Source organism: Sphingomonas phyllosphaerae 5.2 (genome assembly GCF_000419605.1).
Classification (GTDB): domain Bacteria; phylum Pseudomonadota; class Alphaproteobacteria; order Sphingomonadales; family Sphingomonadaceae; genus Sphingomonas; species Sphingomonas phyllosphaerae_B.
The window spans coordinates 1,205,936-1,221,655 of sequence record NZ_ATTI01000001.1; the positions used below are offsets into that span (position 1 = coordinate 1,205,936).

The 15,720-nt window shown below is 68.0% G+C and carries 19 protein-coding genes; 14 read left to right on the forward strand and 5 right to left on the reverse strand.

Going from position 1 to position 15,720, the window contains the following annotated elements; translation table 11 throughout:
• Positions 1 to 5 precede the first annotated feature (5 nt).
• On the forward strand, positions 6 to 2,207 hold the full coding sequence (locus SPHPHY_RS0105530; RefSeq protein ID WP_028056524.1) for a GH92 family glycosyl hydrolase: 2,202 nt from the start codon (positions 6 to 8) through the stop codon (positions 2,205 to 2,207).
• A 21-nt stretch (positions 2,208 to 2,228) separates the two neighbouring features.
• Here the strand turns inward: SPHPHY_RS0105530 and SPHPHY_RS20885 are convergent, their stop codons facing one another.
• On the reverse strand, positions 2,229 to 2,681 hold the full coding sequence (locus SPHPHY_RS20885) for a GAF domain-containing protein (RefSeq protein ID WP_156025027.1): 453 nt from the start codon (positions 2,679 to 2,681) through the stop codon (positions 2,229 to 2,231).
• A gap of 301 nt (positions 2,682 to 2,982) precedes the next feature.
• Between SPHPHY_RS20885 and SPHPHY_RS0105540 the strand changes: the two genes are divergently transcribed.
• Entirely contained in the window at positions 2,983 to 3,165 is a 183-nt protein-coding gene (locus SPHPHY_RS0105540; protein WP_022685709.1) for a CsbD family protein, read from the forward strand.
• A gap of 313 nt (positions 3,166 to 3,478) precedes the next feature.
• On the opposite strand, the gene SPHPHY_RS0105550 is transcribed toward SPHPHY_RS0105540, so the two are convergent.
• The 4 genes from SPHPHY_RS0105550 to SPHPHY_RS0105565 form a co-directional block, all read right to left on the reverse strand.
• A complete protein-coding gene (locus tag SPHPHY_RS0105550) occupies positions 3,479 to 4,495 on the reverse strand; it encodes a metallophosphoesterase (protein ID WP_022685711.1) in 1,017 nt (338 codons plus the stop codon).
• Positions 4,496 to 4,680: 185 nt separating this feature from the next.
• The gene (locus SPHPHY_RS0105555; protein WP_022685712.1) at positions 4,681 to 5,184 is read right to left on the reverse strand and encodes a DUF1993 domain-containing protein; all 504 of its coding nucleotides are present in this window, start codon (positions 5,182 to 5,184) and stop codon (positions 4,681 to 4,683) included.
• Between the two features lie 86 nt (positions 5,185 to 5,270).
• Positions 5,271 to 5,609: a hypothetical protein gene (locus SPHPHY_RS0105560; protein WP_022685713.1), complete on the reverse strand. Its 339-nt coding sequence runs from the start codon at positions 5,607 to 5,609 to the stop codon at positions 5,271 to 5,273.
• Positions 5,610 to 5,636: 27 nt separating this feature from the next.
• Positions 5,637 to 5,999, reverse strand: coding sequence for a hypothetical protein (locus SPHPHY_RS0105565; protein WP_022685714.1), 363 nt, complete (start codon positions 5,997 to 5,999; stop codon positions 5,637 to 5,639).
• Between the two features lie 306 nt (positions 6,000 to 6,305).
• On the opposite strand from SPHPHY_RS0105565, the gene SPHPHY_RS19435 reads away from it, so the two are divergent.
• The 12 genes from SPHPHY_RS19435 (at position 6,306) to SPHPHY_RS0105630 (ending at position 15,694) form a co-directional block, all read left to right on the forward strand.
• A complete protein-coding gene (locus tag SPHPHY_RS19435) occupies positions 6,306 to 7,721 on the forward strand; it encodes an alpha-L-fucosidase (protein ID WP_081645253.1) in 1,416 nt (471 codons plus the stop codon).
• 80 nt (positions 7,722 to 7,801) lie between these two features.
• Positions 7,802 to 8,002, forward strand: coding sequence for a hypothetical protein (locus SPHPHY_RS0105580; RefSeq protein WP_022685717.1), 201 nt, complete (start codon positions 7,802 to 7,804; stop codon positions 8,000 to 8,002).
• 96 nt (positions 8,003 to 8,098) lie between these two features.
• The gene (locus SPHPHY_RS0105585) at positions 8,099 to 8,419 is read left to right on the forward strand and encodes a hypothetical protein (RefSeq protein ID WP_043130630.1); all 321 of its coding nucleotides are present in this window, start codon (positions 8,099 to 8,101) and stop codon (positions 8,417 to 8,419) included.
• A gap of 39 nt (positions 8,420 to 8,458) precedes the next feature.
• The gene (locus SPHPHY_RS0105590; RefSeq protein ID WP_028056526.1) at positions 8,459 to 8,824 is read left to right on the forward strand and encodes a CsbD family protein; all 366 of its coding nucleotides are present in this window, start codon (positions 8,459 to 8,461) and stop codon (positions 8,822 to 8,824) included.
• 7 nt (positions 8,825 to 8,831) lie between these two features.
• On the forward strand, positions 8,832 to 10,355 hold the full coding sequence (locus SPHPHY_RS0105595; RefSeq protein ID WP_043130634.1) for a helix-turn-helix transcriptional regulator: 1,524 nt from the start codon (positions 8,832 to 8,834) through the stop codon (positions 10,353 to 10,355).
• On the forward strand, positions 10,352 to 10,540 hold the full coding sequence (locus SPHPHY_RS19440) for a hypothetical protein (protein ID WP_022685721.1): 189 nt from the start codon (positions 10,352 to 10,354) through the stop codon (positions 10,538 to 10,540). The genes SPHPHY_RS0105595 and SPHPHY_RS19440 overlap by 4 nt, the downstream gene beginning before the upstream one ends.
• Before the next feature lie 36 nt (positions 10,541 to 10,576).
• The gene (locus tag SPHPHY_RS0105605; protein ID WP_022685722.1) at positions 10,577 to 11,458 is read left to right on the forward strand and encodes a hypothetical protein; all 882 of its coding nucleotides are present in this window, start codon (positions 10,577 to 10,579) and stop codon (positions 11,456 to 11,458) included.
• Positions 11,459 to 11,525: 67 nt separating this feature from the next.
• A complete protein-coding gene (locus SPHPHY_RS21315; protein ID WP_081645398.1) occupies positions 11,526 to 11,666 on the forward strand; it encodes an entericidin A/B family lipoprotein in 141 nt (46 codons plus the stop codon).
• Between the two features lie 217 nt (positions 11,667 to 11,883).
• On the forward strand, positions 11,884 to 12,864 hold the full coding sequence (locus SPHPHY_RS0105615) for a ferritin-like domain-containing protein (RefSeq protein WP_022685724.1): 981 nt from the start codon (positions 11,884 to 11,886) through the stop codon (positions 12,862 to 12,864).
• Between the two features lie 55 nt (positions 12,865 to 12,919).
• Positions 12,920 to 13,927: a ferritin-like domain-containing protein gene (locus SPHPHY_RS0105620; protein WP_022685725.1), complete on the forward strand. Its 1,008-nt coding sequence runs from the start codon at positions 12,920 to 12,922 to the stop codon at positions 13,925 to 13,927.
• 87 nt (positions 13,928 to 14,014) lie between these two features.
• A complete protein-coding gene (locus tag SPHPHY_RS0105625) occupies positions 14,015 to 14,857 on the forward strand; it encodes an outer membrane protein (protein WP_022685726.1) in 843 nt (280 codons plus the stop codon).
• Between the two features lie 288 nt (positions 14,858 to 15,145).
• Complete coding sequence (locus SPHPHY_RS0105630; RefSeq protein ID WP_028056528.1) at positions 15,146 to 15,694, forward strand: sugar O-acetyltransferase; 549 nt, start codon at positions 15,146 to 15,148, stop codon at positions 15,692 to 15,694.
• Positions 15,695 to 15,720 lie beyond the last annotated feature (26 nt).

Consider the following 15,720-nt stretch of genomic DNA (forward strand, 5'->3'; position numbering starts at 1 on the left):
CGCGCATGAAGACGGGTACGAGCATTGCTGTGGCTCTGCTGCTTTCCACCGTGGCGACGGCGGGGACGGGCGCCGACGAAACGGCGTTGTTCCGCTATGTCGATCCGCGCATCGGCACCGGCAACGACGACCAGGGCGATACGGTGCCGGGACCCACCCGCCCGGCCGGATCGATCCACCCGAGCCCCGAGACGCTGGTTGGCAGCAACGCCGGCTATGACAAGGACGCGCCGATCAGCGGCTTCGCGCAACTGCATACGCAGGGTTCGGGCGGGCGCACCACCTACGGCACCTTCCTGATCTCCCCACAGACCGGCGCGCCGGTCTTCGACGAGGCGCGGCACCTGTCTGGCAAGGCCGACGAGCGACTGGCCGCGGACGCCTATGCGGTGACGCTGACCCGCTACGGCATTCGTGCCGAGGTTACCCCCGCGCCGTACGCCGCATTCTATCGCTTCACCTATCCCGCGGGTCGCCCGGCGACGATGGTGTTCGACGTGACCCGCAAGATCCGCGGTGAACTGGCCAGCGCTGGCGCCGAGCTTACGCTCGACCCCGCGAACGGCCGGATCGCGGGGCGGGTGCGGGCGCGAAGCTACTGGAATCCCGCCGAAGTCGATATCTGGTTCGCCGCGCAGCTCGATCGTATCCCGACCCGCTGGGGCGTGCGCGTCGGGCAGGAGGATCGCGCGGGCGCCACCCGCGCGACAGCGGCGGCCGACACGCAACTGGCGGGTTGGTGGCAATTCGACGCGACGCCCGCCGATCCGGTCAAGCTGAAGGTCGCGGTGTCGTTCACCAGTGCCGCACGCGCCGCCGAGCTGCTGGCCGAGGATATTCCAGCCTGGGACTATGATGCGGTTCGCCGCGGTGCACAGGCCGACTGGAACCGCGAACTGTCGCGCGCCACGATCGACGGCGTGGGCGCGGCGGACAAGCGCCGTTTCTACACCGCGCTCTACCACAGCGCGATCCAGCCGCGCGATCGCAGCCGCGATCAGCCGGAACAGGACCGTGCGGTACCGCATTGGGACGATTATTATACGCTGTGGGACACGTATCGTACCGGTTTTCCGCTCATGTCGTTGCTGCGTCCGGGCGTCTACCGCGACAATGTCGCCTCGATCGTCCGGACGTTCGAACGCTACGGGGCGGCGCACACGGCCTTTATCGCGGGGCGCAACTATCACGTCGGGCAGGGCGGGGACGAAATCGACAACGTGCTGGGCGAGGCGCTGATCCGCGGTGTCCCGGGGATCGACTGGCAACGCGCCGCGCCGGTGGCGTTGCACAATGCGCACGAGGAGCGTCGTCCGCGCTATCTGGTGCAGGGCTGGTTCGCGGTGGGCGACCGGAGCCCCGAGCCCGACAACCAGCGCGCGCGCTCAGGCTCGTCCACGCCTGCGTTCGCGCTCAACGATTTCTACGCCGCGCGGCTGGCGGCGGCGGTCGGCGAAACGAAGGACGCCGCAGCGCTGCTCGCGCGCTCGCGCAACTGGCGCAACGTCTGGAACCCGGCGGCGGTCAGCGATGGTTACACGGGCTTCGTCATCCCGCGCTACGCCGACGGCCGCTTCCAGCCGCTCGATCCCAAGGTCGGCTGGGATGGCAAGCGTTATGAGAACGTCGGTTTCTACGAAGGAACCGCCTGGGTCTATTCCTACTCGATGCTCCACGACGTGCCCGGCATGGTCGCCGCAATGGGCGGGCGCGCGCGCTTCATCGAGCGGCTGCGGCATGCGCTCGACACCGGGTTGATCGACATCACCAACGAGCCGAGCTTCGCGACGCCGTGGCTGTTCAGCGAAGTCGGTCGACCCGATCTGGCAAGCTATTGGGCCGATCGCATCTTCCGGCGCTTCACCCCCGACGCTTATCCCGGCGACGAGGACAATGGGGCGATGAGCTCGCACTACGTCTTCAACCGGCTGGGCCTGTTCCCGAAGCTGACCAGCGACCTCTATTACATTCATGCGCCGCACCAGCCGCTCGGTACGATCGTCGGTGCCGCGGGCAAGAGCTTCACGATCCGGGCCGACAATTGGAAGGCGGGGCGTATCTACATCGCGGCCGCGTCGCTCAACGGCAAGCCGCTCGCTACGCCCTTCCTCCGCCAAAGCGACATCACGCGTGGCGGCACGCTGCGCCTTACGCTTTCCGATACGCCGACAAAGTGGGCCTCGACCGTGTCGCCTGCGGGCAGCTGACGGGCACGCGCCCCTGCGGCGTCAGTGGCGCGGCACGGCCTGGGCATCGCGGAGCAATGGCGCGTCGCGGCGTTCGTGCAGACGCGCGACGATGGCGGCCGCGGCATCGGCCATCGTCGCGCGATCCCGCTCCGTAATGACGTCACGCGGGTTCGGGTCCACGGCACTGATGGCGCCGATCGCGTGGTTCCCGTCCCAGCGAAGAACGGCGGCGGCATAGAAGCGGAACCGTCCGGCATCGCGGTTCACCCACGGATTGTCGGCGAAACGCGCGTCGGAGAGCAGGTCGGGGATGAAGAAAAAGTCCTCGCCCGAGGCGATCGCATGGCCCGAGAACGAGTGCTTGCGACGGTAGGCGCGCGCGGCGATCCCATGCGCGGCGACCACATATTGCGTATCGTGCAGCAGGATCGACAGCAGCGACGCGCTCACGCCCATCTGCTGGCAGACGTCGCGGGCGATCGCGAGCAGCACCGGGTCGTCCTGCGCTTCCAACGCGCCACTCGCCACCACGGCACGCTCGCGTTCGCGCTCGTTCATCGGGACGGGCGGAGGCTGGAAAATCGAAATGCTCATCGGCGCTCCATCGCCGCAAACGCGGCCCATTCGGGCCTAACTACGCCACAAATACAAACAAATTACTATTCTCAACAGGATGCGGCCGATCGCCCCATTGCGGTACACCTGCCCGCGACACGATATGCCCCGCGCGGCGGCGGGAACCAACGCAGGTCCTGCGGCTTGGTCGTTCGTTCCACAAACAGAAAGACGAACCATGGGTGAATTCACCGACAAGGTCAGCGCCGCCGCCAACAAGGTCGCAGGAAAGATCAAGGAAGAGGTCGGCAAGGCGACCGACAACGAGCGGCTGGAGGCCGAGGGCGAGGCGCAGCAGCTCAAGGGCACTGGGCAGGACGTCAAGGGCAGCGTCAAGGGCGCGCTTGGCGACAAGATCTGAGCGATCAGGGCCGTCCTTTGGGGCGGCCCCTTGTTTTCAAGATGATGGCGTCGGTGCGAGGATTGTAGCGGAAACACGCTCCCGAAGGCCTCGCTGTCGTGCCTCAGTAGCTCTTCGTCGACGTTCGCGCGGGCGCGGTGTGGAGACGAAAATAGCCAGGCGCCAGGTGGCGTTGGCGGGCACGACGATCGGCATCGGCGAGTTCGAGGGCCGTGCGGCCCTGTGCTTTTGCGGTGTTGATGCCCCGGGCGGATTCGCGATGTTTGACGAACCTCGAAGCATTTGACGGACGACGATTATCTCGGCCTGCGCCTCACTTCATGCGGTGGAGGGTGAAGCGCGTTATTTCGGAGGGGACGCCGAGCCGTAGTGCGAAGCCGGGCCAGAGGCCGGTGCCGTTGCTGACATAAAGCGTTGTTTCGCCGAGGGTATATCGGCCGGACACGAAGCCGGCGTTGGCCCGTGCGACGATGCGGTCAAGCCCCACGATCATCCCGCCATGCGTATGTCCCGACAATTGCAGCGCAATCCCGCGGGCGGCGGCGGCGCGCGCGTGGCGCGGCTGATGATCGAGCAGCACGATCGGTGCACCTTCGGGAACGCCGCGTAACGCAAGATCGAGCGATGGCGGCGCTTCGCCGACGCCTGGTGCCGATAAATCGGTGACTCCGGCAAGTACGAGCCGCGCGGTGCCGCGCGCGATCACCGCGTGCGCATTCGGCAGCATCCGGAAGCCCATATCGGTCAGGTGTCGCATCCAGGCGCGATATTCGAAGAAATATTCGTGGTTGCCCGGGATCGCATAGACGCCGTCCGGCGCGCGCAATGCCGCGAGTGGTGCGACGTCGTTACGGCGCATCGCGACCGAGCCGTCGATGAAGTCGCCCGTCACCACGATCAGGTCGGCACCGGCGGCGTTGGCGCGCGCGGTGACCGCCGTGGCCCATGAAGCGGTGAACAGCCGGCTGATGTGCAGGTCGGTCAGCTGGACGATGCGGTATCCCTCGAACGCCGGCGGCAGATCGCGGACCGCGACGGCGACGTCCCGCACCGGCGGGACGCGCGTGGCGTTGGCGACGCCGATCCCCGCTGCGAGCGCCGCCAGCGCACCGATCGCATAGCGAAGCGCGGCGGGTTGCCGGACGGCGTCGTGGCGGATGAGCATCGCCAGCAGCGTGCCCAGGTCGAGCACGACCTGAAACACCGCGAGCAGCACGATCGCGCCGAACGTCCAGTTGAACAGGATGACGACGATGCGCGGGAATTCGGGTGCGAACACCGATCCCGACGAGAGCCGGCTGAAGAAGTGATATTGCGAGGCCAGGAGCATCAGCAGCGCCGCCGGGATCTTCGCCCATAACGGTAGCGGGAGCGGCCAGAGCCAGCGCCACAGGACGACGAGCGCCGGGACGGCGAAGACGAGACTGAAGATGATCGCGCTCCGATATCGTTACACTGCGTCACAACACCGTGCCGGCCGCGACGGGTCCGTGCCCGCGCGGCCGGCACGCAGGATCAGCGCGCCGCGACCCCGCCGGTCAGGTAATCCATCTTGCCGATCTGGACGCCCTTCATCCGCAACAGCGCATAGGTGGCGGTCACGTGGAAGAAGAAGTTCGGCAATACGAAGTCGGTGACGAGGGCGCTGCCGGAGAAGGTCATCTCCAGATTGGGGAACTTCAACGCGATCTCGGCCGTCTCGCGTCCGTCGAACGCGGCGACCGGCGCTTCGTCGAGATAGGCGATCGTCCGCGCGATCCGATCGCGCAGTTCGGCGATCGTCGCCTCGTCGTCGGCCATCGGGCGCGGTTCGACCTGCGCGAGCCGCGTGACCGCCAATTTGGCGGTGTCGCACGCGATCTGCACCTGGCGCGGGAGCGGCAGCATGTCCGGCGCCAGCCGCGCGGCGAGCAGTTCCGCCTCGTCGATGTCGCTGCCGACAGCCGTGGCGAGCAGATGGTCGAGGTTGCGCAGCGTGCGGGTGAAGAGCGGCACGGTGATATCGTACAGACTCGGCATCGTCGTTCCTTCGCGTGCGGGAGGCGCGCTGCGCCGCGACGTGGACGCGCGCGGATGGTTGCGCAAGGTGCGGCGCGCCGCGCCGGTCAGCGCTGCTTCTTCGCGGTCGTCGCGGTGAAGTCAGGGTCCTTGTTCGCGACCCAGTCGACGAACTTGCGGATGCCGGGGTGCGCCAGCAGCGCTTCGACGTCGAGACCGTGGCGCTGCAATTCGGAAGTGGTGAAATTGGCCATCAGCGTCTGCTGGCAGATCGGATGCATCGGTACGACATCGCGCCCGCCCCTGCTCTTGGGAACGGGATGGTGCCAGACGATCGTCCTGCCGGTCGGGCGGCCGCACAGCCAGCAGGTGACGATCGCGGGTGGAGCGTCGTCCTCCTGCTCTATGCCGGCGTAGGGATCGTTGCGGGAGTGTCGGCGAGCCATGCGGATACCTGCGTAAGCGTGAAGTCGTCAGCCCTGATAGCGCAGCGTGTTGGCAAACCCATCATTCGCCTTCGTCATCTTCGCGATTTTCCGGAGGTGCGCGCGGACGTGACGTTCGAAGCGGATGTCGTCGTAGATGCCGGTGACGGGATAATCGTCGCGCGCAAGCAACGCCTTGATCCGGGCGGCGAACGCCGTCTGGTCGTCCGCATCGCCGGTATCGGCCAAGGCGCGGCAGGCCCATTCCTCCGCCGCCGCCTTGTCGTAATCGTCCTGCGCCTCGTAGCCGCGCCGGTCCGCCGCCGCCTGTTCGAGCCGCGCGGCCTTCTGCCGCCGCTCCAGCCACGTGCGAACCAGCGCGCCATCCCATGCCGTTGCCGAACCAGTCATCGTGTCTTCCCGTCGTAATCGGTCTCGACCCGGCGCCGATCGACATTCGCGTTCGAACGTCGGAGCGGCCCGGTCTCGCGATCCGGATAACCCATGCCCGTCGCTACGGGCGCCGGCCGCACTGCCGCATTTACCGCCGTCGGCACGACGGCGGCGGCGACGTGCCGACGCCGGTCATCGATCGCGGTCGATCGGTCCTAGCGCAAACGTGACCGGCTGCCCACCGCACGACGCGATTTGGCTGGACAGCGCGGGCGGGCGATGCCCAGTCTGCGCGCGATAAAAGACGATTCCAAGGAGGATGGCATGGCGCACCGGTATAGCGTTCGGCGGCGTTTGATCGCGCTGGCAACGATCGGCGCCGCCTTCGCCGCGGTGCCCGCCACCGCGCCCGCGGCGCCCACGCCTGAAGCCGTGCCCGCACCTGCACCCACGCCCGCACCCGCACAGCAGGCTGACGCCTACACGCCGGGCGCCGCCAATCTGGAAGCGCGCCGCTGGTTCCAGGACGCCAAGTTCGGGATCTTCCTCCACTGGGGCCTCTACAGCGAACTGGGCGGTGGCGGATCGCCCGGGCTGGCCGAGTGGATCATGCAGGAGAACAAGATCCCCGCCGCCAGATACGAGCGGCTGGCGCGGTTCTTCAATCCCACCAGGTTCGATGCCGATGCGTGGGCCACGTCGTTCCGGAAGGCCGGCGCGCGCTACGTCGTCATCACCAGCAAGCATCACGACGGCTTCGCGATGTTCGACAGCAAGGTGTCGCCCTACAACGTCGCGAAGGCGACGCCGTTCGGCCGCGATCCGATCGCCGAACTTGCTGCGGCGTGCCGGCGGCAGGGCATCAAGCTGTTCTTCTATTACTCGCAACTCGACTGGCACAACACCGACTATTTCCCGCGCGGGCGGACCGGGCACACCACCGGCCGTCCGGAGGCGGGCGACTGGGAGAAATATCTCGATTACCAGGACGCGCAGCTGCGCGAGTTGTTGACGCAATATGGCCCGATCGGCGGCATCTGGTTCGACGGCTGGTGGGACCAGGAGAAGACGCCGCTGCGCGACCGCTGGCGGCTGGACCGCACCTATCGCCTGATCCACCAGCTGCAACCCGCCGCGCTGATCGTGAACAACCACCATCATGCGCCGTTTCCGGGCGAAGACTATCAGACGTTCGAGCGCGACCTGCCGGGTGAGAACACGATGGGTTACAGCGGCACCGCGAAGGTCGGCGCGCTGCCGCTGGAAACCGCCGAGACGATGAACGGCAGCTGGGGCTTCAACCTGGTCGACGACAATTTCAAGTCGCCGGAGACGCTGGTGCGCACGCTGATCGGCGCGGCAGGCCGCAACGCCAACTTCCTGCTCAACACCGGGCCGATGCCGAACGGGGAATTGCAGCCGGAGAATCTGGCCACCTACGCGAAGATCGGCGCATGGCTGACCGCCAACGGGCGTAGCATCTATGGCACGCGGGGCGGACCGATCGCGCCGGGGCCGTGGGGCGTCACCACGCAGCGTGACAAGACGGTCTATGTCCACCTGCTGCGCGCGCACGACGGGCGCGTCGCGCTGCCGTTTGCGGGCAAGGTGGCGTCGGCACGACTGTTCGACGGCGACGCGCCGGTGACGGTCACGGCGCGCGGCGGCACGATCGAGCTGTCGGGGCTGCCGCCGCTCGGCGATCGCTGGGACCAGATCGTCGCGCTTCGGCTGCGGTGACGCGGTATAGCGCCGACGTACTACGCGGGGGGTGCATCGGCACGATATGGCGGCGGCGCAGCGGGTGATAGCGTCACGCCATGAACGACGAGCACGATCACGGCGCCGACAGCATCGAACGCACCGGCCGCGAAGAACGCGACTATCTGCTTCAGCGCGCTGACGGACATCGCCAACTAGCGGAAAAGACAGAAGAGTCTGGCGCGAAGATGATCCATACGCGCCTGAAGCAACTCTATGAGGAGCGGGCAGCGAAGATCGATCTGGTAGATAGCGACTAGTAATTGCTGCAAGAATACCAGGAACGCGGCCTTTGATGATCGGTTGATGCGTCCGACCCGCCCGTGATCGACGGTGCCGGCGTCGGAGGATCGACCATGAAAGCCCTGGCCGTCATGCTGCTGAGTGCAGCGACGCTTTCCGCCTGCGCCGCGCCGGCGACCCGTATCTCGACCGGGTTGCAGCGCTATGGCCTCGACGAACAGCGCGCCGATTGTGTCGGCACGCGGCTGCAAGGCGACCTGTCGCTGGGCCAGCTCCGGCAACTCGGCCGCGCCGCCGCCGCCTATCGCAAGGGCGATACCGACCCCGGCGTACTGACGGCCGGCGACCTGCTGCGCGTCGCGGGCGAACTGAAGGATCCCGCCATTGCGCTGGCGGTCGGGAAGGCCGCCGCCGGTTGCGGCGTCCGCCCGTAATCACGCCGCGCAACCGCATTCCATTCGAGGAGCATGATCATGAACAAGGACGAATTCCAGGGCGGTGCCCGCTATGTCGGTGGCAAGATCGAGAAGGCGGTCGGCGATACCGTCGACAGCCGTGCGTGGAAGGTAGACGGCGTCGTCGACCAGGTCGCAGGCGGGGCACAGCACAGCTATGGCCGCGCCCGCTCGATCGTCGAGGACGCGATCGACAGCGCGCCCGAACTGGCCGAGGAGGCGCGCGATCGCCTGAAGGCGGCCGGCGAACGTGCGGCGGACGCCGCGCAGGAGGGCGGCAGGGTGGCCGCGCAGAAGGTGCAGGACGCGCCGCTGCTATGGGCGATCGCGGCGGCGATCGGCGGCTATGCCCTTGCGCTCGTCGTCCACGGGCGGCGCGATTGAGCCGGCGATGAGCACCGCCCCGTCGTTCAAGACCCTGCGCGAAACCGCCGACCTGCGCCACCTGCGCCAGATCATCGCCGGGCTCGACGAGGGCGTGATCCTGATCGATCCCGACCAGACCCTGCTCTGGGCGAACGCGGCCGCGCTGGCGATGCACGGCGTGGACGACAGCGCCGGGCTGGGTGCGACGGTGGACGAATATCGCGCGCGCTTCCAGCTGCGCTACCGCAACAACCACCGCGTCGAGGCGGACAATTACCCGATCGAACGCGTCGTGGCGGGCGATTCCTTTTCCGAGGTGGTCGTCGAGGTGACGCTGGCGGGAGAGGACGAACCGCGCTGGGTGCATCAGGTGCGCAGCCTGGTGCTGAACGACGCCGACGATGGCGAGCCGGCGTGCCTGGTGCTGATCATCCAGGACGTGTCGGCACGGTACGAGGCGGAGGATCGCTTCGAGCAGTCGTTCAACGCCAATCCGGCGCCCGCGGTAATCTGCCGGTTGAACGACCTGCGGTTCGTGAAGGTGAACCAGGGCTTCCTCGATATGACCGGGCATCAGCGCGACCACGTGCTGTGTCGGACCGTCTACGACATCGACGTGCTGCGCCACGCCGATCGCCGCGACCTGGCCAAGGAGCGGCTGGGGGAAGGGCGGACGATCCCGCAGATGGAAGCCGAGCTGGAGATGCCGGGCGGCGGAACGAGGCTGGTGATCGTCGCCGGGCAGCCGATCGACATGGGCGACCAGCCGTGCATGCTGTTCACGTTCGCCGACCTGGAGCCGCGTCGCAAGGCGCAGGACGCGCTGCGTCACAGCGAGGAGCGCTTCACGCGCACCTTCCAGCTGGCGCCGGTGCCGATGGCGATCGGTGCGCGCGACGGGCATCTGCTGTGCGAGGTGAACGCCAGCTTCACGCAGCTGACGGGATACGGCGCGACCGAGATCATCGGGCGGCCACTCGGCGAGGTGGAATTGTGGGAGAGCAGCGCGATGCGGCGCGTGATCGAGGCGGCGATCGACGGCGGCCACGACCTGCGCGGACACGAGGCGCGGCTCCACGCCAAGGACGGCGCAGCGATCGATTGCATCGTGTCGACGGAGTCGATCCGGCTGGGCGACGAGGCCTGCGTGCTGTGGGCGTTCCAGGACATCTCGCAGCGCAAGGCGACCGAGCTGGAGCTGGTCGAGGCGATCGAGGCGGTGATGAAGGACACCAGCTGGTTCAGCCGCACCGTCATGGACAAGCTGGCACGGCTGCGCGCGCCGCACTCCAACATCGATGGGCCGGGGCTGGACGATCTTACCGCGCGCGAGCGCGACGTGCTGGCGCTGATCTGCCGCGGTTACGACGACAAGACGATCGCACGATCGCTGAACGTCGCGGGCAACACCGTGCGCAACCATGTTGCGCGGATCTACGCCAAGATCGGTGTCAACCGCCGCATCGCCGCGGTCGCCTGGGCGCGCGCACGCGGTTTCGATGGCGAGGGCGTCGCGATCGGCAAGGCGGTTCAGGAGACGGTGGCATGACCAAGCGACGCAGCGCCACGGATACCCCCGCCGGCCCCGATGAGGCCGCCGTGGCAAGGCGCACGCGATCCTCGGTCCACGAGGCGATCGGCAAACTGATCGGCGACGACGCCGCCACCCGACGCGGCACCGCCGGCAAGGAAGCGGCGGGCGACGACGACGACGAGGAACCGACGCGGTCCTGAGAGCGCGACGGACGAAGACTTTCAACAGGAGTGATTATGGCTAGCAACGCAAGCAACGGCTTCGCGCCGATCGATGACGCATATCCGGGCAAGACGCGTACCCGGCTGTCGTGGGGCGCGATCTTCGCCGGGGTCGTCATCGCGGTGGCAGTGCAACTGGTGCTCGGTATCCTCGGGGCCGGGATCGGGCTGACGATGGTCGACCCGGTGGAGGGGACGACGCCGGGCGCGGCGGGCTTCGGGATCGGGGCCGGGATCTACTGGCTGTTGACCACCGTGCTGGCGCTGGGCGCGGGCGGCTTCGCGGCAGCGCGGGCCGCGGGCGTGCACGAGCGGTTCGACGCGCTGGTCCACGGGCTGGTCGTATGGGGCGTCACGCTGATCCTGACGCTGTACCTGCTGACCTCGGCCGTCGGCGGCATCATCGGCGGCGCGTTCCGTACAGTGGGCGCGGTAGCCGGCGCGGCCGGCTCGACGGTCGGCGCAGCGGCGCCTGCCGCCGCGTCGGTCGCCGGGGTCGACGCGAGCGATGTGCGCAGCGAGGCAGCGGCGTATCTCTCGGACGCGCCGAGCGATCCTGCACAGATGACGGCGGAGCAGGCGCAAAAGGAGATCGCCCGCGAACTGCCGGCGCTCGCGCGCGGCGGCAGCGATGGCCAGCAGGCCGAGCGCCGCATCGTCGACATCGTCGCCGCACAGCGCAAGATCAGCCGCCCCGAGGCGCAGGCACAGGTGACGCGCGCGAAGCAGCAGTTCGCCGCGACCAAGGAGAAGACGATCGAGACCGCGAAGTCGGCGACCGACAAGGCCGCGGGTGCCGCAGCCGGGACGTCGTTCGTCCTCGTCCTCGCATTGCTGGTCGGCGCGGCAGCGTCCGGCTTCGGCGCTACCGCGGCCACCCGCCGCCGCCTGCGCTGAACGACCGCGGCGGGCCAGCACAGCCGGCCCGCCGCAGCCTTTTGCCCAAGGAGTGAAGGAGATCATCATGACCAACAGGACCGGACTGGCCGCCGTACTGGCAGCGACGATCGCGCTCGGCGCGTGCAACACCGTCAACGGTGCCGGCAAGGACATGCGCTCGGCCGGCTCGGCGGTGTCCGACGTGTCGGGCAAGACCAAGAAGTAATAGATCCAGCCGGCGACGGCGCCGGTCATGCGCGATGCGGGCGGTCGGGGTTTTCACATCCCGGGACGCCCGCATCGCCGCTTCGCAGGCTATTTCACATAAGTTTTGTGGATTCTTAAGGAAGGTGCATCCGACCCGTAGCCGGCGACGTACCTGCTGCGCCTGCGCCGACGACCAGTTTTTTGCCTTCGCGTCGGGCCAAGGGAGGTGCCACCACATGAAGCAGCAAGATCTGGTCATCGATGCGCTCGATTCGCGCGCGCAGCGGCGGACCGACCGCCGCGCATTGTTCACCGCCGCACTGGGCGTCGCCGCCGTCGGCTCCGCGTTCGCTTATTCCGATCCCGCCCGGGCGCAGTCCGCCGCGACCGACCTGGACGTGCTCAACTTCGCGCTGAACCTCGAATATCTCGAGGCGCAATTCTACCTCTTCGCCGTCAACGGCGCAGGGCTGGCCGCCACCCAGACCGCCAGCGGCGCCGGCGCGGCCGGCGGGGTCGTGACCGGCGGAGCGAAGGTCGACTTCTCGGGCGACGCGCTGGTCGGCGCCTATGCCGCGGAGATCGCCGCCGACGAGGCCGCGCACGTCGCCTTCCTGCGCAAGGCGCTGGGCAGCGCCGCGGTCGGGATGCCGAACATCAACATCTCCGGCGAAGCGGACGGGCCATTCACGGCCGCCGCACGCGCCGCCGGCGTGGTCGGCCCGACTGGCACCTTCAATCCCTATGCCGATCCGAACAGCTTCCTGCTGGGCGCGTTCATCTTCGAGGACGTCGGCGTCACCGCCTACAAGGGTGCGGCGCCGCTGCTGACGAACAAGACCTTCCTCGAGGCCGCTGCCGGCATCCTGGCGGTGGAGGCCTATCACGCCGCGATCGTGCGCACGACGCTGTATGCCAAGGGCATCCCGGCGCTGGTCGATGCGACGGAGCAGATCGCGGCGGCACGCAACGCCCTGGACGGCAAGCCCACCGAAGACCTGATCCGCGGGATCGCGCCCGACGACGATGAGGGCATCCGGCCGACCGGCAGCGGCGCGACGCTGACCTCGAACATCGTGCCCCTGAACGCCAATGGCCTGGCCTACAGCCGCACGACCGGGCAGGTGCTGAACATCGTCTACCTGAACGCCGGCACCACGACGATGGGCGGGTTCTTCCCGAACGGCGTCAACGGCAACATCCGATCGACCACGTGAGCGTGCGGTCGCTTCCCTGCGTCCCATCCTCATCCCCTTTTCAGGAACGACTCACATGATCGATCATCGCAAAGCTCTCGACATCCTCGCGGCGGCCGATGCCCGTCGCGCGGCGCGACGCCAGTTCCTCAAGGTCGCCGGCGGCGGCACGCTCGCGCTCGGTAGCGCCAGCCTGTTGTCTGGCTGCTTCGATTCCGAAGGCGACGACCAGCCGAGCCCGACGCCGACCCCGACGCCTACCCCGGCGGCGGTGACCGACAGCGACATCCTCAACCTGGCGCTGAACCTCGAATATCTCGAGGCGCAATTCTACCTGTACGCCGTAAATGGCACCGGCCTGTCCGCCAGCATGATCGCCAGCGGTTCGGGCACCGCGGGCGGCACCGTCACCGGCGGCGCGAAGGTGGATTTCTCCAACGACGCACTGGTCGGCGCCTATGCCCGCGAGATCGCGGCGGACGAGGCCGCGCACGTCGCGTTCCTGCGCACCGCGCTCGGCTCGGCGGCGATCGCGATGCCCAACATCAACATCTCGGGTGACGCCAACGGCGCGTTCACCGCGGCGGCGCGCGCGGCGGGCGTGGTGGGACCGAACGACACGTTCAATCCCTATTCCTCGCCGGAGAACTTCCTGCTCGGCGCGTTCATCTTCGAGGACGTCGGCGTCACCGCCTACAAGGGCGCGGCACCGCTGCTGACCAGCAAGGTGTTCCTCGAGGCGGCGGCCGGCATCCTGGCGGCGGAAGCCTATCACGCCGGGCTGGTGCGTACGGTGCTGTATGCCAAGGGCATCGCGACGCCCGCACTCGTCACGGCGGCGGGGCGCATCTCCGACGCGCGCGACACCCTCGACCAGGGCAGCGACACCGACGAGGGCCTCGTCAAGGGCACGGCGGCCAACCTGGTCCCGACCGATGCGGACGGGATCGCCTACAGCCGCAACAGCGCGCAGGTGCACAACATCGTCTATCTGAATGCGACCGGGGCCAACCGCAACGGTGGCGGGTTCTTCCCGAACGGGACGAACAACCCGAACGCGACCCTGCGTGTCGGCCTGCCCTGATCGCGCACGGTCGCACGGACAATCGAGAAAACCTGCAAGGGAGGGTGCGGCCGCACCCTCCCGTTCGAAATATGAAGGGAGCAAGATATGAAGGCGATTGCGATGACCGGCGCGGCGATGCTCGCCGCATTTGCCGCCCCTGCGATGGCGCAGGAAAGCGACGGCGGCTTCAACGGCATCTACGTCGGCGCCGCGGGCGGCTATGACGTGCAGCCGAACGACGGCGGCGCGCAGGTGCTGTTCGACCGCAACCTCGACGGTCGCTTCGGCGACGTGGTGCGCACCGGTTCCGGCGCCAACGCCTTCTCGCCGGGCTTTTGCGGCGGGCAGGCGACCAGCCAGCTTAGCCCCGGTGCGGGCGGGCGCTGCACGAAGGACAAGGACGACTGGGCCTATTATGGCCGCATCGGTGCCGACGCCCAGCGCGGCCGCATCGTCGTCGGTCTCGTCGGGGAGTTCGGGACGAGCAACATCACCGATGGCGTCACCGCCTTTTCCGGCACGCCGGCCAGCTACGTCTTCAATCGCGGGATCGACTGGGAAGGCGGCATCCGTGCGCGCGCCGGCTTCACGCCCAACGACACGACGCTGTTCTACGGCACGTTCGGCCCCGGCTATGCCCGGATCGACCGTGCGTTCGGTTCGACCAACACCACCAACACCTTCACCGGCAGCGGCAAGCGCAACCAGTTCGGTATTCAGGGCGGTGGCGGCATCGAGCAGCGGATCGGCGAGCATCTGTCGTTCGGGCTGGAGTATATGTACCACCAGTATCAGGACGACGATTATGTCGTCCGGGCGGCCGGCCCGGCGGGCACGCCGTTCACCAACGCGAACAACGGCGGCAGCGCATCGGGTACGGACTTCATCCGTTCCGACGACAAGTTCCGCTGGCATTCGATCCGCGCGACGGTCGGCTTCCACTTCTGACGCCGATCGCCGGTCGGGTTTCGGAGCCTGACCGGCGTTGGTTCGGATGCGGAGACGGGGACCCGTCGCTTCGGCCTTGATCCGGACTCCTGCTTCTTCCCGGCGTCGGTGAGAAGCGGGACCGGATCAGGTCGGGACGATCCACGCGAACCGACCTGCGGGTCTGGCTTTGAGGGCTCAAGGTCTGCGTCGAAGCGGGACAAAGCGGGCGGCTCCTAACAACGATCGGCGCGTCGCTTCCGCGACGATGCTACCCGCCCCGCTATGAACTCGGCGGAGAGCGGCACGATGCAACGTAGCGAGAAGCAGAAGATGCTGGCCGGCGAGCCATATCACGCCGGTGATCCCGAACTGATCGCGGACCATCAGGCCGCACTTGCGTGGATGGCGCGCTACAATGCCGCCAGCACGCTGCCCGCCGACGAGCGGCGTGCGATGCTGGCGCAACGGCTGGCGTGGGTCGGCGACGGCGCGGTCATCCGGGCGCCTTTCCACTGCGACTATGGCTATAACATCGCGATCGGCGAGGGCGTGTTCCTCAACTATGGCTGCATCGTCCTCGACGTGGTCGCGGTGACGATCGGCGACGCGACGCAGATCGGCCCGGGGGTGCAGATACTGACCGCCGATCACCCGCGCGATCCGGCGGCACGTGCGACGGGTGCCGAATGGGGCCGCCCGATCGCGATCGGGCGCAACGTGTGGATCGGCGGCGGTGCGCTGATCCTGCCCGGCGTCACGATCGGCGACGACGCGATCGTCGGCGCGGGCAGCGTGGTGACGCGCGACGTCGCGCCGGGCGCGACGGTCGCCGGCAACCCGGCGCGCGTGCGCTGACGGGTCTGGCCGGCGCGCGAAAGCGG

Coding starts and splice junctions, on each gene's coding strand:
- SPHPHY_RS0105565 (WP_022685714.1), bottom strand. CDS start 5,999: ATGACTGGTTCGGCAACGGCATGGGATGGCGCGCTGGTTCGCACGTGG.
- SPHPHY_RS0105555 (WP_022685712.1), bottom strand. CDS start 5,184: ATGCCGAGTCTGTACGATATCACCGTGCCGCTCTTCACCCGCACGCTG.
- SPHPHY_RS0105585 (WP_043130630.1), top strand. CDS start 8,099: ATGAAAGCCCTGGCCGTCATGCTGCTGAGTGCAGCGACGCTTTCCGCC.
- SPHPHY_RS0105625 (WP_022685726.1), top strand. CDS start 14,015: ATGAAGGCGATTGCGATGACCGGCGCGGCGATGCTCGCCGCATTTGCC.
- SPHPHY_RS0105630 (WP_028056528.1), top strand. CDS start 15,146: ATGCAACGTAGCGAGAAGCAGAAGATGCTGGCCGGCGAGCCATATCAC.
- SPHPHY_RS0105595 (WP_043130634.1), top strand. CDS start 8,832: ATGAGCACCGCCCCGTCGTTCAAGACCCTGCGCGAAACCGCCGACCTG.
- SPHPHY_RS0105560 (WP_022685713.1), bottom strand. CDS start 5,609: ATGGCTCGCCGACACTCCCGCAACGATCCCTACGCCGGCATAGAGCAG.
- SPHPHY_RS0105530 (WP_028056524.1), top strand. CDS start 6: ATGAAGACGGGTACGAGCATTGCTGTGGCTCTGCTGCTTTCCACCGTG.
- SPHPHY_RS0105580 (WP_022685717.1), top strand. CDS start 7,802: ATGAACGACGAGCACGATCACGGCGCCGACAGCATCGAACGCACCGGC.
- SPHPHY_RS0105550 (WP_022685711.1), bottom strand. CDS start 4,495: ATGCTCCTGGCCTCGCAATATCACTTCTTCAGCCGGCTCTCGTCGGGA.
- SPHPHY_RS0105620 (WP_022685725.1), top strand. CDS start 12,920: ATGATCGATCATCGCAAAGCTCTCGACATCCTCGCGGCGGCCGATGCC.
- SPHPHY_RS21315 (WP_081645398.1), top strand. CDS start 11,526: ATGACCAACAGGACCGGACTGGCCGCCGTACTGGCAGCGACGATCGCG.
- SPHPHY_RS19440 (WP_022685721.1), top strand. CDS start 10,352: ATGACCAAGCGACGCAGCGCCACGGATACCCCCGCCGGCCCCGATGAG.
- SPHPHY_RS0105605 (WP_022685722.1), top strand. CDS start 10,577: ATGGCTAGCAACGCAAGCAACGGCTTCGCGCCGATCGATGACGCATAT.
- SPHPHY_RS0105590 (WP_028056526.1), top strand. CDS start 8,459: ATGAACAAGGACGAATTCCAGGGCGGTGCCCGCTATGTCGGTGGCAAG.
- SPHPHY_RS0105615 (WP_022685724.1), top strand. CDS start 11,884: ATGAAGCAGCAAGATCTGGTCATCGATGCGCTCGATTCGCGCGCGCAG.
- SPHPHY_RS0105540 (WP_022685709.1), top strand. CDS start 2,983: ATGGGTGAATTCACCGACAAGGTCAGCGCCGCCGCCAACAAGGTCGCA.
- SPHPHY_RS19435 (WP_081645253.1), top strand. CDS start 6,306: ATGGCGCACCGGTATAGCGTTCGGCGGCGTTTGATCGCGCTGGCAACG.